The organism is Secundilactobacillus muriivasis (genome assembly GCF_054785195.1).
Genome location: NZ_BAABMI010000017.1, coordinates 1 through 16,546, shown reverse-complemented (window position 1 = coordinate 16,546; position 16,546 = coordinate 1). Strand labels below are relative to the sequence as shown.

Genomic DNA, 16,546 nt, shown 5'->3' with positions numbered 1-16,546 from the left:
TTAGAATTGGGCTTTGATTTGGTCCTGGATCTTGGTTAAGTCGGCTTCACTGTATTTGCTTGAATTATCGGTGAAGGTCATGCCGAAATCATCGTGATCGGTGTAACGAGGTACCAAGTGAATGTGAGAGTGGAAAACGGACTGGTACGCCACGGTCCCGTTGTTGTTGAGGATGTTCATGCCCTTGATGGCTGGATCAGACGCCTTGATTGCGCGAGCGATTGCTGGAATTTTGGCAAAGACCGTTGCGGCTAAATCAGCATCGTAAGCGAAGATATCTTGAACGTGAGTCTTAGGAATGACAAGGGTGTGACCAGGAGTGCCTTGAGAAATATCCAAAAAGGCCTTCACATCGTCGTCTTCGTAAACCGTGTAGCTTGGAATTTCACCCTTAATAATCTTGCAAAAAATGCAATCATCATCGTAATTATGTTCCATTGTTAAATCCTCCTTTGAATAGTAGCAGTTATCAACATTATACCTTGACTGGTGGGGGAAATGAAGCGGACGGTTTGATTTTCGCCAATGTCCTTGGCTGATGAGTGGAATGGGGCAAAAGGGAACGGTAACCGATTGGGGATGTGGTATACTGGTACACAAGTCTGACGTAGGCGCTGATATTGAATCAGTCAGCTACGCCGCGAGTTTACAACGAAAGCGAAGGGATGCACATGACATTACAGGTCACGAAAGTCGTTGGTGGCTATTCACAGATACCTGTGCTAAAAGAAGTAACGTTTGACATTCAAAACGGCGAATTAGTCGGTTTAATTGGGTTAAACGGTGCTGGTAAATCAACTACGATCAACCATATTATTGGGTTACTCACGCCATTTAAAGGCAAAATTGAAATCAACGGGGTGACGTTGCAGCAGGATACTCAAGCCTATAAGCAACAAATCGCCTATATTCCGGAAACGCCGATTCTTTATCAAGAGTTAACGTTGAAGGAACACTTGGAAATGACCATGATGGCGTATAACTTGGAACCAGATGCGACCTGGGAACGGGCACACCACTTGTTAAAGATGTTCCGGTTAGATAATAAACTGGACTGGTTCCCAGCAAACTTCTCCAAAGGGATGAAACAAAAAGTGATGATCGTTTGTGCGTTCATTACCAATGCGCCACTGTTTATCATTGACGAACCGTTCTTGGGCCTTGATCCCTTGGCAGTTCATGACTTATTGGACTTAATCGACGAACAAAAGCAACGGGGTGCCAGCGTATTAATGTCGACCCACGTGTTGGATACGGCTGAAAAATACTGTGACCGCTTCGTGTTACTTCACGATGGGCAGGTCAAAACAGAGGGAACGTTGCCAGAGCTGCGGGCAGCGTTGCCGGATGCCGGCGAAACGCTGGATGACATCTATATGTCAATGACCAAGGCGGATCAACATGAATAAGCTATTTCAACGCCGACTAGCAAGCCATCTAAAGGAGATGTTTAAGTACCTGCGGCTGGTATTTAACGATCACTTTGTTTTTGCACTCCTGATTATGATCGGTGGCTTGGGGTTAGCTTACTCTAACGGATTGAAACAGCTGACAACCGGGCTGTGGTGGCCACGGTTGATCGTCATTCTGGTGATGCTGGTGGTGTTACAGTTAGGCCGGTTGGCAACGTTACTGAAGGATGCCGATGTGGTCTTCCTGCTTCCGCGTGAACAGGATATGCGGCAATATCTGACTTCTGCCCGCTGGTACAGTGAGAGTCTGGCGCTGGTGTATCAGTTGCTGGGACTATTCGTTTTACTACCGTTTGTGCAAGCAACAATGCCACTTTCGGTAGGGATGTTAGCCGCTTTGGCAGTGACTCAGTTGGTCTTAAAGGACAGCTTGTTCACCCGCGCAATCGGCATGCGCTATCAAGCAGCGCCCGGGTGGTTGACCCAGCCGGCAGTCGTTAAGTGGTTCGCCCCCGCAATTGTGCTGGCAGTGAGTGTCTACGTTTCGCCATTACTCGGTTTATTGTTGAGTATTGTGCTGGACGCAACGCTATGGTTACTCAACCGGCGCTGGTTAGCGCAAGCCTTTAACTGGTGGCGTGCCATTGCGCTGGAAAACAGCCGAATGATGGGCATTTACCGGTTCTTCAACCTGTTTACTAACGTACCGATGTTAAAAGGGGTGGCCAAACGGCGCCGGTACTTGGATGGTCTGCTAGCGTTAGTGAAGCGGACACCGGAAAATGCCTACTTGTACCTGTATAGTCGTGGTATCGTGCGTAGCGGCGAATTTAGCGGCTTATACGCGCGGTTAACGGTTCTGGGGATGGTGTTGCTCTACTTTGTCCGGGGAACTTGGTTGCCGGTCTTATTAGCGGCACTGTTCTTGTACCTGATCGGGTTTCAATTGATCCCGTTCTACTGGCAATTTGACGACATCGTGTTTACACACCTGTATCCAATTCCAGATCAGGTTCGAACGAGCAGTTTTAAACGTTTATTACGGACACTGTTATTTGTGACAGCGGTGCTATTTTTGGTGATGGTGATCGTTGCCAACCGGCAGTTGGAAGTGATTGGCATCACGGCGGTCGTTGAAGTGGTTGAAGTACTGTTGATGGTTCAATCCTATTTGCCGCTCAGATTAAGAAAAAAACAATAAGTGACCGTTCAAAAAACCAGCTAATCGTGATTGGCTGGTTTTTTGGTGTTGACTAGCCGAACATTGTTGCATAGAATGAAGGGTAATCAAAATTTGGACTGGTTAAAAAATCGCGACGATGACTGTAATCAAGTCGGTTAAGTTGTTACCGGCTAGTTTGTTGTGCGGTCAACGTAGTGGTTAAATCAGACAGTTAGACGTTGTCGTTAATCAAATAACCTCAGGAGGAACATTTATGCGGGTCAGAAAAAAACCGTGGGCAGCACAGTACATCAAGGATCACGCTGATTTGATCGTGACCGAACCCGAAAAGCAACTCGGACATTGGCAGGAACGCTTTCCATCCGTTCAGCCGCTTCAAATCGAAATTGGGATTGGTAAAGGGCAGTTTATCGTTGAGATGGCGCGCCAACACCCAGACATTAACTTTTTAGGCATCGAGATCCAAGAATCCGTGATTGCAACGGCGCTTCGGCAGTTGGTTGAAAGTGGGTTGACGAACGTGCAACTCGTTGAAACGGATGGCGCTAATGTTGATACATTATTTGCGGCGCAAGAAGTTGATCAACTGTTCCTGAACTTCTCTGATCCGTGGCCAAAGACGCGTCATGCAAAACGGCGGTTAACGTCACCGAATTTCTTGGCGCACTACCAAACGGTTTTGAAGCAAGATGGTCGGATTCAATTTAAAACGGATAACCGAGGCTTATTTGAATATTCGTTAACCAGCTTTAATAACTTTGGCTTGGTGTTTGACGAAGTTTGGTTGGACCTACACAACAGTGATGGTAACGAAGGCAACGTTCAAACTGAATACGAAGAAAAGTTTAGCAAAAAGGGCCCAATTTACGAATTGATCGCCCACTTCGATCGAACTAAGTAAAACTAAACATCAAAAAAGCCAGTCGATGGTCGACTGACTTTCGTTAGATAGGCGTTTTATTAGAGGCGGGTAATGTTTAAGATGCTTCCCGTTTTGGCATCAGCCATGAATTCGTACTGCGTCAATTGCTGATCTTCGTACCGTGTGATGCCGCCAGTGTAAACAAGGCTCTTGATTGCAAATTGCTGGTGGTTGATCGGTTGACTGTTGATCCAAGCACCTTCGATTGGGGCTTCGTGTCGAAAGGCGCGTTTAACTTTATCTAAAATGACGGATGAGGTTAAAATTTGCCGGTGAGAGAGTCGTTTGCCGGCAAGGTAGCCAAAAAGCAGGCTTAATAGGGATAGCAAGCTTAGTTGCTGTGAATTTTTTAAGTTAAGTTCCATTTTTTGTCCTCCAACGCTGTTTTGTCTATCCTACTTCAAAAAGGCGCGAAGTACCAACTAAAGTTACTTTGAAAACTAAATGGGTGTCTTTTTTTAGTGAGCATGGTAGTATCTACTATATAAAAGTAAGCAATTAAAGGAGCGATTACTCATGGAAGCATTACCACAAATGACGCGTGAACAATTAAATGAACAGGTTAAAACTGGCAAGACGATGCTGTTTTTCTCGGCAACTTGGTGCCCAGACTGTGCATTTATCAAACCCGCAATGCCTGAAATTGAAGCAGAATACCCAGATTATCGGTTCTTAGCAGTTGATCGAGACGAAAACATCGATTTAGCTGTTGACCTTAACGTGTTGGGCATTCCTAGTTTCATTGCCTACAATAACGGCGAAGAAATCGGTCGCTTCGTGAACAAAGACCGGAAAACTAAAAAAGAAGTTGAAACTTTCATAGATGGTTTAAACTAACCTATCTTGGAAGTTGGAAGGATGCGTCATGTTAATTTCTAGTTACAATCAAAAAGCGCTGGGCGATGTCTTGATCATTTACGTGGCCCCAGATGCTGACGAACAAGCAGTTGAAACCAAGGGCGCTTTTACCCGAATCTTTAACCCTGAAAATGACCAAACGTTGGGTTATAACGTTGATGCCGTTTCAAAAATTTTAGGACCATTAGACGTCAACGGTCAGGTTTGGTTGACTGAAGCACAGGTTGACCAGTTAAACGCTGGTTTGACCGCTGCTGGCTTCAAACCGGACTTGGAAGCCGACCTTGAATCTAAGTTTATTGTGGGTTACGTTGAAACCACGGAACCTCACCCAGATTCAAACCACATGTTAGTGACCAAAACGCGGGTCGCTGACGGGAAGACCCTTCAAATCGTGAGTGGTTCACCTAACATGCAGGCCGATATCAAGGTGGTCGTTGCTGAAATTGGTGCAATGATGCCAAATGGCCAGATTATTTGGCCCGGCAAATTGCGCGGGGTTGAAAGTGATGGTATGATTTCATCAGGAAGAGAATTGCAGATTCCAAATGCACCCGATCGGCCGGGCGCGTTGATCTTACCTGATGACTACGAAGTTGGCCAGCCGTTTGATTTTGACAAGGCGCAAACTTTATTCAGTTAAGTTAAAAACGCGAAAAGGGGCCTCGGTCCCTTTTTTGTTTGGTCTCATGCATGTTTGAATACTACAAGTAATTGACTGTAATCGACAAAACTAACGATGAGTGAATAGGTGACAAGAATGAACCACTATGATGGACCAGCGTTTTTTCGAAGATACCAGCGGCCAAAACCGGACCGTTCAGTCACCCCACCGGTGACGAAGCAACCAGAAGTGCCAGCAATATCTCGGCAACGTGAACCGCAGCAACGGGTTAAATCAGTTGCACCGCGACCAGTTCAGCCAATGAGGACAAGTCGACCGCGAAAGCAGGCACAATCTAACAAACCAGTTAAACATGATTGGCATGATGATCAACCGTTTCGACCATCATCCATTCCACGACAGTTATCAAAGCGACGGATCACTCGTGATCGCGTGGACTATCCGCGATTGTTGGCAACGTATTTTACCAAACCAGACGAAGATGTTTTGTTGCCGGTAGATGCGCGTGACGTCGCATTGGCGGATGCAACGGTATCAGAACCATTGCAATATGCGGGAGATGCTGTAGTTGCTACGCAGTCCGGTGATGACTTCAATCAGGCAACAACGATGCTGTATCCGGATGATACGAGCGCAACACGGGACTCGGATGGTACTCAGTTAGCAGTGACAACGTTGCATGATAAAAGCGATGATGACGTTGAATCGACGGTGGCTGGTGTGTCGACCCCAGTGACGGTGTCAACAGATGAATCAGAAACCGATGTTGATTCAGCTGTTAGCTCAGGGTCACAGCCATCAGGCGAAGTGCTTGCTGACGATGAAGAGACCTCTGTGGATGTGCAAACAACGAGGGCGAGTCAACCTGGCGTGGCGGGACAATCGACTGATGAGCAATCGGTTGTTGACGTTGAACCGTTAACTCAACCAGCGACAGTGGAACCCAATGCGTCAACGGATGATGAATCGTCAGAACCCGTAAAAGCAGATATTCAAACTAATGAAGTGAGTCAATTAAAGGCGACAATCTCGGTGCAACCGACTGACAAGCAATCAGTTGATGACGTCGAACCGGCAACCTCGGTAGCAACGGAAGAGACCGACAAGTTGGCAGATGACGAAGTCGCAGAACCTAGCTCAGCGCCTAATCCGGCCGTAGCTGACGGAGTTACGGATGAACAAGTGACATCAGATGATGAAACTGAAGCTAAAGTCAGCGCTGATGCTGCACCTGCATCGGTATCGGAAACGACTGCAACTCAAATTGTCGATTCAGCCGATGATGAGCAGCAACCTGATTCTGAACTGAATCAGGACCACTCATCAGCTGTGGCTGCTCAACCTGAACCAGTTCAGGCAACGGACTTTGAAACGGTCACTGAGGCAGCGACTGAAGATGAGACGCAAGCGACATCGAAGGACGTAACGGAAGATGTGACCACCGTACCGACAACCAATGACGAGGTTGTCGCACCAGAAGCCAAACAAGTCGCTACCACACCTGTTAAACCAGCGCGTGAGGCAAGTCATAGTTTGGGACATTCGCTAGGCGATATTATGAGCGAAGAAAGTACCGGACTTAGCGACTTGGCACTCTTTCAAGATAAGCCAGTTGTTGCGGATGATGTCACAACAGCTGCACGCGGGTATCAATTCCCGTCACCCGATTTATTGACGCCGCCTGTTGTTCCTGATGAAACGGAATTAGACGAGTGGATCGAACATCAAGGGGAGGTCCTTGATGAGACGCTGCAGGCGTTCCACGTTGATGCCCACGTTGTTGATTGGACGATTGGACCGACCGTGACGCAGTTCCAGGTGCATTTAGCACTCGGCGTTAAGGTCAACAAAATTACTAACTTAACGGATGATTTGAAACTTGCGTTAGCGGCTAAAGACATTCGAATCGAAGCACCAATTCCAGGAAAGACCACGGTTGGGATCGAAATTCCAAATCCAAAGACCCGGCCAGTGATGTTATCCGAAGTTTTACGGTCTGACGCCTTTAAGAAGAGTAAGTCGCCACTGACGGTTGCGTTAGGGGTCGATCTCTTCGGTCAACCGCAAGTGACTGACTTGCGTAAAATGCCACATGGCCTGATTGCGGGGGCAACGGGTTCCGGGAAGTCGGTTTTCATCAACAGTTTGCTGATTTCGTTGCTGTATAAGGCAACTCCGGCCGATTTACGGTTGTTGTTGATTGATCCGAAGGCGGTTGAATTGGCACCGTATGATGGGATGCCACACTTATTAGCGCCCGTTATTTCGGATCCGAAGGCTGCTTCTGCGGCATTGAAGTGGGCGGTCAATGAAATGGACGACCGCTATGAACGCTTAGCAGCGGCTGGCGTCCGCAATATTGAACAGTACAACGAACGGGCCGAATTGACCGAAGAATACGGTCTCAAGTTACCGTACATTGTAATCATTATCGACGAATTAGCCGATTTGATGATGATGGCGTCTAGCGAAGTTCAAGACTACATTGTCCGCATTACGCAAAAGGCTCGGGCAGCGGGGATTCATTTGTTGATTGCCACGCAACGGCCTAGTGTTGATATTGTCACCGGGACGATCAAAAACAACATTCCAACTCGAGTGGCCTTCATGGTCTCGTCTCAAGTTGACTCTCGAACCATTATTGATACTTCCGGTGCTGAACGCCTGTTAGGGCGCGGGGACATGTTGTACCTTGGTAACGGCGCCTCGCAACCATTACGACTACAAGGGACCTTCGTGGACGATGAAGTCGATCGCATTACTGATTTCGTTCGAACACAAGGGAAGCCCCACTATGCCTTTGATCCGGATGGCCTGTTAGAGAAACAACAGGTTCAAGAAAGTCAAGATGAGTTATTGCCGGAAGTCTTGGACTACATTGTGCAGGAAAAGACGGTCTCAACGTCGAAGTTACAGCGAGTCTTTTCGATTGGCTACAACCGCGCAGCCAACTTGATCGATACGCTGGAAAATGAACAGTATATTTCTGGGCAAAACGGTTCAAAGCCGCGGGACGTTTTCTTGACTGAAAAACAATTAGCAGAGATGCGCGCGCCGCGAACGGATTGAGAGATAACCAGCGAGCGAAACGGTGAATCAGTCACGGTCGAGTCCGCGACGCATTAATTTAGAAATGGCTTAAAAAATCCCAAATTTTACGGGAAAGCTGTGCTAAAATAAATGGTAAGGTCCAAATGGTTTACCGCTGGCAATCGGTGAACCAGTACACAAAATTATTAATTGAAGCGATGAAAAGAGGATTTTGATGGACAACACAACGACGTATTACTTTGTTGGAATCAAAGGATCAGGTATGAGTTCACTAGCACTCATCTTACACGATAAGGGGTATCAGGTAGCGGGCTCAGATATTACCCAATATACGTTCACGCAACGTGGGTTGGAACAAGCCAAGATTCCGGTTTACCCATTTGATGAAGCAAACATTCACGAAGGGTTGACCGTGATTGCGGGGAACTCATTTACGGATGACCATCCAGAAATTAAAAAAGCACGGGATCTAAACTTACCCGTTTACCGGTACCACGAATTCTTAGGAAAAGTCATTGAAGGCTATACCAGTATCGGGGTAGCCGGTGCCCATGGTAAGACCAGTACAACTGGCTTACTGTCACACGTGTTATCTGGGATTGCACCAACCAGTTACCTCATTGGTGACGGAACTGGTAAGGGGACACCTAACGCCCGGTTCTTCGTGTATGAAGCGGATGAATACCGTCGTCACTTCTTAGCTACGAAACCAGATTACGCAATCATGACGAACATTGACTTTGATCATCCTGACTACTACAAGGATATTGATGATGTGTTCAGCGCCTTCCAAAGCTTTGCTAACCAAGTTAACAAGGGTATCTTCGCTTGGGGCGATGATGAAAATCTACGTCGTTTGAAGACGGATGTGCCAGTTTACTATTATGGGACGAGCGATGAAGACGACTTCCAAGCCCGCAACATCAAGCGGACGACAAAGGGCTCTCAATTTGACGTGTACTATCACGACGAATTCTTGGGCAACTACCACGTGCCATTGTTTGGCGAACACAACGTTTTGAACAGCTTAGCTGTGATTGCCGTTGCCTACTTTGAAGAAGTCGACTTAGACGAAATCAAGAAGGAATTACTGAGCTTTAAGGGTGTTAAGCGTCGGTTTGCTGAACGCCAAATTGCCGATATGACGGTCATTGATGACTACGCGCACCATCCATCTGAAATTCGGGCAACCCTAGATGCTGCTCGGCAAAAATACCCTGATCGTGAAGTTATTGCGGTGTTCCAACCACATACCTTTACCCGGGTGATTGCCTTGATGGACGATTTTGCTAAGGCCTTGAATAACGCTGATCACGTATACTTAACTGATATCTTCAGTTCTGCACGTGAAAGCAACGGTAGCGTTTCAAGTGAAGACTTAGCTAAGAAGATCGCCAAGGGTGGCCAAATCTTGAAGTTGGACAACATGTCGCCACTTCTGGATTACCACAACGCCGTCGTTGTCTTCATGGGTGCCGGTGACGTTCAAAAGTACGAACGGGCATATGAAGAATTATTAACGCACTTGTCACTAAAAGATAACTAAATCGATTGAAAGAAGATTGGCAGTTAGTGCCAGTCTTTTTTTGTTGAATTGAGCGCGAATAGCCGAATCTTTTCAAATACTTAACAAATAAATAATAATTGATCTAAATGATTATTTTTGATTGCGTTTCTCACTAGAACTGATACAATTGTTTGACAAATAGAGAATTAATCTAAGGAGGAATCTGATTGAACAATTATGATGAGCAGCCACGGCGGGTTATTAATGCTGACGTTGGCTTGAACCGCTTTTTGACGAAGATGTATGGGTGGATGGCCTTGGCCATTTTACTGTCGGCTGTCGCAGCGTTTTATGTCAGCACGACACCGGCACTAATGAGCATTTTTGTTGGGCCAACACGCTGGTTACCAATCATTGTTTGGTTTGTCTTTCCGTTTATCGTGACGGGCCAAGCGTTAAAGCGACCGTCACTTAGTTTTACGTTACTCATGGTTTACGCGTTGATCACTGGTGGGGTCTTCTCCATGTACAGTTTGATCTACAGCGGTGGGACGTTAGTTTCGGCCTTCGTTTCCAGCGCAATCTTGTTTATCGTGATGGCGCTGTTTGGGACGTTTACCAAGCGTGATTTAAGTCGCGTTGGTGCGCAAGCCACTTCAGCGTTGATCGCGTTGATTATTGCGTTTGTAATCAACATGTTCTTACAAAGTCCCGCAATCGCGTACGTCTTCTCGTTCATTGGCGTGATTATCTTTACTGCCTTAACCGCTTCTGATAGTCAAAAAATGAAGCAAATCTATCTGAACAGCGATGGTAGCGCAAGCTCAACGACCGGGATTGCCGTTATTGGCGCAATGCAACTTTACCTTGATTTTGTGAACCTGTTTATCTTCTTGCTGCAGATTTTTGGTGGTTTTGGGAACAGGGATTAATATTAGATTGTTATGATTAGCCTGGACGAATTGTCTGGGCTTTTTTGTTTGCTGTCACTTGTGTTCAGCGTAAGTGTTGGGTGCGCTTTGGGTGTTGGCTGTTTGTCATCGCTTCGCTCGCCAAAGCCGCATTGAAAAGCGCTCGTTCAGGCTACAAAATTCGGCGCCGCTTAAACTGTCATTTCTAGGGTTCCTGAAGTTGTAGAAACTTGTCAACCACGCGCTTTCCGGCCACCACGCCGAATGGTGCTGCACGAGACTGAGAGCTGCATGTAAGGTGAGTCCGGTAAACCCGCCAGGCCCGGGCGCCTTCACCGGACTCACCTTACACACTGCTCTCAACCCGTCTCGCTCCGCACACTTACGCTGGACACAAACGACAGCAGAGTACCAATAAGTTACTAATTCAAGTTAAATAAATCGCCCACCCAAGGGCATTTTTGGTACACTAGAAGGGACGACAAATCGTGGAGGATCTGAAATGACAGAATCGAAAAAATTGTTATTAATTGACGGCAACAGTGTGGCGTTCCGCGCTTTCTTTGCACTGTATACGTCATTGAATAGTTTTACTAATGCTGAAGGGCTACACACCAACGCCATCTTCGGATTCAATAAAATGCTAGACATTATGTTGAAAGACGTTAAACCAACGGATGCACTAGTTGCATTTGATGCGGGTAAGGTGACCTTTCGGACGAAAAAATACAGCGATTACAAGGGTGGCCGTTCTAAGACGCCGCCAGAACTTTCCGAACAAATGCCAGTTATTCGCAAATTGTTGGCTGCTCGCGGCATCAAATCATATGAGTTGCCTAACTATGAAGCCGATGACATTATTGGCACGATGGCTAAACAAGCCGAAGCTGCTGGTTACGAAACTACGATTTTCACTGGGGATCGGGATTTGACCCAACTAACATCCGCTCACACAACGGTGGCAGTTTCTAAAAAGGGTGTTAGCGAAGTTGAAAGTTATACGCCAGCCCACGTGGAAGAAAAACTCGGCGTTCGACCAGATCAAATTATTGAAATTAAAGGGCTGCAAGGTGATACATCGGACAATTATCCTGGTGTTTCAGGAATTGGCCCTAAGACGGCGGTTAATTTGATTCAAAAATACGGCACGATTGACGGCGTCTACGACCACATCGACGACATTACCGCCAAGAAAATGAAGGAACACTTGATTGAAGATAAGGATTCTGCGTTCCAATCACGTGATTTAGCAACGATTCGGCGGGATGCACCGCTTGAAATTGGGTTGGATGAATTGACCTATGCCGGTGACCAAACTGATGAGTTAGTGGCCTTTTATCAACAAATGAACTTTCAGTCATTCTTGCAGGATATGAACAAAGGTGAGGATGCCAGTGATGTTTTGGGCCTGACGCCCGTTAACTTTACGGTGCTGACAGCTGAAAACGTGGCTGAAGTGGGTCAGTTAAAGGATCATGTGACCTTTTATCTAGAAATGCTAGACGCCAATTACCACACCGCAACCTTGGATGGCTTTGTTGTTGGGAGTGGTGAAACATGGTACGTGAGTCGTGATGTTGAGTTACTCCAAACGGCGCCGATCAAATCACTATTGGCTAGTGAAACAATCAGTAAGGACGTGTTCGATGCCAAACGAACCTATGTCGGGTTACATCGATTAGGCGTTACATTGAACAACGTTGATTTTGATTTACTGTTGGCATCGTACTTGCTTGACACCAATGAAAATAGCAACGATTTAGGTAGTTTAGCCTTCCAACACGGTTACCATCAGATTCAAAGTGATGAAGAAGTTTACGGTAAGGGGGTTAAGCGGGCGATTCCAGATGATGACCAAATTTTCTTTGAGCATTTAACGCGAAAGGGCATCACGATTGAGTCGTTAAAGGCGTCCCTATTTACCCAACTCGATCAAAATGAACAACGCCGGTTATATGAAGACCTTGAACTGCCAATGGCCTTTGTTTTGGCGCGAATGGAAATTGCCGGTATCACGGTGGATACTGATCGGTTGAGCAACATGCAGAGCCAATTCACCGAACTGCTGGCGCAGATTCAGCAGACCATTTTTGAAGAGGCCGGTGAAGAATTTAAAATCAGTTCACCAAAGCAGTTAAGTCATATTTTATTTGAGAAAATGGGCTTAACGCCACTTAAAAAGACCAAAACGGGATACTCAACCTCAGTTGACGTCCTGGAAAAATTAGCCGCTGAGGCGCCAATTGTTGAGAATATTTTAAAATACCGCCAGATTGCAAAGATTCAGTCCACCTACGTTGAGGGTCTCTTAAAGGTTGTCCATTCAACGGATCAAAAGGTGCACACGCGCTATACGCAAACGTTGACGCAGACTGGCCGATTGTCTTCGGTAGATCCTAATCTCCAAAATATTCCGATTCGAACCGAAGAGGGGCGCCGGATTCGACAAGCCTTCGTGCCAAGTCATCCGGGGTGGCAGATTTTTTCATCTGACTACTCTCAAATCGAATTGCGGGTTTTAGCGCACATTACCCATGATGCGAACCTTCAAGCAGCCTTCCGAGACAACGAAGACATTCATGCTAGCACGGCTCGGCGAATCTTTAAGTTGATGCCGGATGAAGAAGTGACACCAAATATGCGGCGCCAAGCCAAGGCCGTCAACTTCGGTATCGTTTACGGCATCAGTGATTTTGGCTTATCCCAAAACATTGGTATTTCCCGGAAACAGGCCCGTCAATTTATTGATACCTACTTTGAAGAATATCCTGGCGTTAAGCAGTATACCGAAGACGTGGTTGCACAAGCGAAGGAAACCGGGTACGTTGAAACGATTGCTCACCGCCGTCGGTATTTACCGGATATTAACGCCAGCAACTTTAATCAACGCTCATTTGCTGAACGAACGGCCATGAACACGCCAATTCAAGGCAGTGCGGCGGATATTATTAAAATTGCGATGATCAACATGGAAGCGGCTTTAAAAGACATGCAAGCGATCATGTTGCTACAGGTTCATGATGAACTGATTTTTGAAGCGCCAGCTGAAGAAATCGCAACGCTTGAACAACTCGTGCCTAAAGTGATGGATTCGGCAGTTAAGCTTGAAATTCCGCTAAAGGTGGAGAGTCATTATGGGGATACTTGGTACGATGCCAAGTAATTAAGTTAAGAGATCGGAGGGCGAACGAATGCCTGAATTACCAGAAGTTGAAACGGTGCGTCGGGGCCTGACCCGGTTAGTCGAAGGGGCGACGATCGACCACGTTGACGTCTTGTACGAAAAGATGGTCGATCCCGAACCAGAAGCGTTTAAAGAACAGTTAAAAGGAAAAACAATCGAAGCAATCGATCGCCGGGGCAAGTATCTCTTGTTTCGGTTCAATGATGACCTTACCATGGTGTCTCATTTGCGGATGGAGGGCAAATACGACGTTCAGCCGGATGATGCACCAATCACGAAGCACACCCACGTGATCTTTCATCTAACGGATGGTCGTGCACTTCGGTACACGGATACTCGTAAGTTTGGTCGCATGAATCTGTTAAAAACCGGGACGGAATCGCAACTGATTGCCGGCCTGAAGAAGATGGGACCCGAACCCACGGCAGAAACGTTAACGGTTGACTACATGACCAAAATCTTTGCGAAGAGTAAAAAAGCCATTAAGCCGTTTTTGTTGGATCAAAATAACATTGCAGGGCTGGGCAATATCTACGTGGATGAAACGCTGTGGATGAGCCGAATCAATCCGCTGCAACAGGCTAACACGATTCCGGCATTTCGAATTCGGCAGCTGCGCGATAATATCATCAAAGAAATTAGTCACGCCATCAGTGGTCACGGCACGACTGTCCATTCGTTTTCAACGGCGTACGGCGAGGCGGGTCAGTTCCAAAATCAGCTCAACGTATATGGCCGCAAGGGTGAACCGTGTGTCCGGTGTGGCACCCCAATTGAAAAGACAAAAGTGGCGCAACGCGGGACGCATTTTTGTCCAGCTTGCCAAGCACTTCAAGAAACACCTAGTGAAACGATGGTCTTGGGATTAACGGGGGGCATTGCTTCTGGTAAATCAATGGTGAGCGCTTTTTTCAAGACGCATGGTGTGCCCATTATTGATGCTGATCAAGTTGCTCGTGAAGTTGTCGTTCCCGGATCAACCGGTTTGACTCAGATTCAACAGACCTTTGGCTGGCAAATCATTCAACCAGATGGCACTTTGGATCGTAAAGCGCTTGGCAGTTTGGTGTTCGGTCAACCTGAAGCCTTAGCGAAGCTCAATGCCATCATGCTGCCCCTGATTCAAGCAGCAGTGACTGCCCAGATGGCAACCTATCGCAAACAAAACGTGCCATTAGTTGTCTATGATGCGCCAACGCTGTTTGAATCGAAGGGTGCATCGTTAGTCGATGAAATTATGGTGGTGTCGTTACCGGAAGACATACAGTTAGCGCGGTTAATGGCCCGTGATCAAACAACTGAAGCGGATGCAATGAAGCGCATTAAGAGTCAATTACCACTCGATGAAAAAATCAAACGGGCCGATATTGTGATCGATAATAGCGGAACAGTTGAAAAAACAAAAGCGCAAGTGGTAAAATGGCTTGATGAAGCTGGTTTTAGCACGTTATTAAATACTGCCAAGCAGGCTTGATCGCACGATAAACTGTAAGAAGAGGTGAGACGATGCATTGTCCACACTGTCACTATAATGGCTCCCGGGTCGTTGATAGTCGACCAACTGATGAAGGGCGCGTGATTCGCCGCCGCCGTGAATGTGAAAACTGTGGTTTTCGGTTCACGACGTTTGAACGAATTGAAGTAACGCCGTTGTTGGTGATCAAGAAAAATGGCACTCGAGAAGAATTTAACCGTGAGAAAGTGCTCCGGGGGATCATTCGCTCTGCTGAAAAACGGCCGGTTGGCATGGATGTCATGACCAAGGTCGTTGATGAAGTGGAAAACGAAATTCGGGCACTGGGGGAAAACGAAGTCTCTAGTCAACTGATCGGTGAGTACGTCATGAAACGATTGGCCGATATTGATGAAATTTCCTACATCCGTTTTGCGAGCGTTTATCGCCAATTTAAGGATATGAGTGTCTTTTTGGAAGAACTTAAAGACGTCATGAAAAAGGATAAACAAAAAGAAGATCCTGAATCAAAATAGAAATGAGGCATGACCATGACGGCAACCCCACAACCGTTGCAACCTAAAACAACGGTGGCAGTCGTTGCAACGCGGCCGCTCACTGATGCACAACGCGATGTCTTAGATCAGCTGTATCAGCCGATTTTAGGCGTGGCCGCGTACACGCTAGCAGTTGTTTTATGGCGTCAAGTATCGCTGACGCCTGAACTGCAGGTGTCGCTAAATCATAGTGAGCTGTTGACGTTACTCAATATTGGCATGAATCCTCTGCAAGAAGCCCGTTACCGCTTGGAAGCAACGGGCTTGTTGCAGTCGTATCAAAATCAACCAGATCGATTACCAGAATTGATTTATGAATTAAAATCACCGGTGACGAGCGATATGTTTTTCAACGATGATCTGTTAAGTCTGTTACTTTTAGAAACGGTGGGCGAACGGCAATTTAAACGTTTAAAGACCCATTTTTTAGCGCGCCCGTTGAATCGAAGTGGTTGGCAAAATATTAGTCGTCAGTTTTTGGATGTCTTTCAGTTGGATGGCCGGTTGATTGCTGAACCGCCCAAGGTGATTCAGACAACTAAGCAAGAACTTGCTGAACAGGAATCGGCCGCCAACACGTTACCCAACGCAATTACGACTAGTACAGACTTTGATTTTTCATTATTGGTTGATATTTTGAAGCGGGCTTACGTGGACTTAGATGATATTCAAAAATACCGCAACGTCATTCTTAACGAGCACGTCTTGTATGATATTGACGAAACTGAAATGGCCAGTTTGATTGGTGAGGCCACCGATTTGGTGACTAATAAACTCGATATTAATCGGTTAAAAACAACCATTGCGTCACAATACCGGAAACGGTCACTTTCTGAGCAGACGGCAACTCCAGCACAACCGCAACCGGTAAAACAATCCGCTA

At 46.5% G+C, this 16,546-nt stretch carries 14 protein-coding genes and 1 pseudogene; 13 read left to right on the top strand and 2 right to left on the bottom strand.

The window, feature by feature from the left end; translation table 11 throughout:
• The gene (locus ACYVR3_RS04715) at window positions 1-438 is read right to left on the bottom strand and encodes an HIT family protein (protein ID WP_461243311.1); all 438 of its coding nucleotides are present in this window, start codon (window positions 436-438) and stop codon (window positions 1-3) included.
• 233 nt (window positions 439-671) lie between these two features.
• Here ACYVR3_RS04715 and ACYVR3_RS04710 point away from each other — a divergent pair, with 233 nt between their 5' ends.
• The 3 genes from ACYVR3_RS04710 to trmB all read left to right on the top strand — a co-directional run bounded on the left by ACYVR3_RS04710 (window position 672) and on the right by trmB (window position 3,496).
• Window positions 672-1,409: an ABC transporter ATP-binding protein gene (locus tag ACYVR3_RS04710; protein ID WP_054736852.1), complete on the top strand. Its 738-nt coding sequence runs from the start codon at window positions 672-674 to the stop codon at window positions 1,407-1,409.
• Window positions 1,402-2,613, top strand: coding sequence for an ABC transporter permease (locus ACYVR3_RS04705; protein WP_461243310.1), 1,212 nt, complete (start codon window positions 1,402-1,404; stop codon window positions 2,611-2,613). The genes ACYVR3_RS04710 and ACYVR3_RS04705 overlap by 8 nt, the downstream gene beginning before the upstream one ends.
• 235 nt (window positions 2,614-2,848) lie before the next feature.
• Window positions 2,849-3,496, top strand: coding sequence for a tRNA (guanosine(46)-N7)-methyltransferase TrmB (gene trmB / locus ACYVR3_RS04700; RefSeq protein WP_461243309.1), 648 nt, complete (start codon window positions 2,849-2,851; stop codon window positions 3,494-3,496).
• 59 nt (window positions 3,497-3,555) lie between these two features.
• On the opposite strand, the gene ACYVR3_RS04695 is transcribed toward trmB, so the two are convergent.
• The gene (locus ACYVR3_RS04695) at window positions 3,556-3,882 is read right to left on the bottom strand and encodes a PepSY domain-containing protein (RefSeq protein ID WP_461243308.1); all 327 of its coding nucleotides are present in this window, start codon (window positions 3,880-3,882) and stop codon (window positions 3,556-3,558) included.
• A 151-nt stretch (window positions 3,883-4,033) separates the two neighbouring features.
• Between ACYVR3_RS04695 and ACYVR3_RS04690 the strand changes: the two genes are divergently transcribed.
• The 10 genes and pseudogenes from ACYVR3_RS04690 to ACYVR3_RS04645 form a co-directional block, all read left to right on the top strand.
• Window positions 4,034-4,354 (top strand): thioredoxin family protein, encoded by a 321-nt coding sequence (locus ACYVR3_RS04690; RefSeq protein WP_054736848.1) that lies wholly within the window; start codon window positions 4,034-4,036, stop codon window positions 4,352-4,354.
• Window positions 4,355-4,382: 28 nt separating this feature from the next.
• A complete protein-coding gene (ytpR, locus tag ACYVR3_RS04685) occupies window positions 4,383-5,018 on the top strand; it encodes a YtpR family tRNA-binding protein (RefSeq protein ID WP_054736847.1) in 636 nt (211 codons plus the stop codon).
• 117 nt (window positions 5,019-5,135) lie between these two features.
• On the top strand, window positions 5,136-8,069 hold the full coding sequence (locus ACYVR3_RS04680; RefSeq protein WP_461243307.1) for a DNA translocase FtsK: 2,934 nt from the start codon (window positions 5,136-5,138) through the stop codon (window positions 8,067-8,069).
• A 196-nt stretch (window positions 8,070-8,265) separates the two neighbouring features.
• Window positions 8,266-9,597, top strand: a complete 1,332-nt coding sequence (murC, locus tag ACYVR3_RS04675; protein WP_461243306.1) for a UDP-N-acetylmuramate--L-alanine ligase — start codon at window positions 8,266-8,268, stop codon at window positions 9,595-9,597.
• Between the two features lie 188 nt (window positions 9,598-9,785).
• Entirely contained in the window at window positions 9,786-10,490 is a 705-nt protein-coding gene (locus tag ACYVR3_RS04670; protein ID WP_054736844.1) for a Bax inhibitor-1/YccA family protein, read from the top strand.
• A gap of 481 nt (window positions 10,491-10,971) precedes the next feature.
• Window positions 10,972-13,632, top strand: a complete 2,661-nt coding sequence (gene polA, locus ACYVR3_RS04665; protein ID WP_461243305.1) for a DNA polymerase I — start codon at window positions 10,972-10,974, stop codon at window positions 13,630-13,632.
• A 28-nt stretch (window positions 13,633-13,660) separates the two neighbouring features.
• Window positions 13,661-14,485: pseudogene (gene mutM / locus ACYVR3_RS04660) on the top strand (DNA-formamidopyrimidine glycosylase); the annotation flags it as partial.
• Between the two features lie 21 nt (window positions 14,486-14,506).
• Entirely contained in the window at window positions 14,507-15,127 is a 621-nt protein-coding gene (gene coaE, locus ACYVR3_RS04655; protein WP_175576976.1) for a dephospho-CoA kinase, read from the top strand.
• 32 nt (window positions 15,128-15,159) lie between these two features.
• Window positions 15,160-15,642 carry a transcriptional regulator NrdR gene (gene nrdR / locus ACYVR3_RS04650; protein WP_054736843.1) on the top strand — a complete coding sequence of 161 codons (483 nt, stop codon included), beginning with the start codon at window positions 15,160-15,162 and terminating at the stop codon, window positions 15,640-15,642.
• 15 nt (window positions 15,643-15,657) lie between these two features.
• Window positions 15,658-16,546, top strand: an 889-nt coding sequence (locus ACYVR3_RS04645; protein WP_461243304.1) for a replication initiation and membrane attachment family protein, incomplete at its 3' end; no start/stop codon positions are given.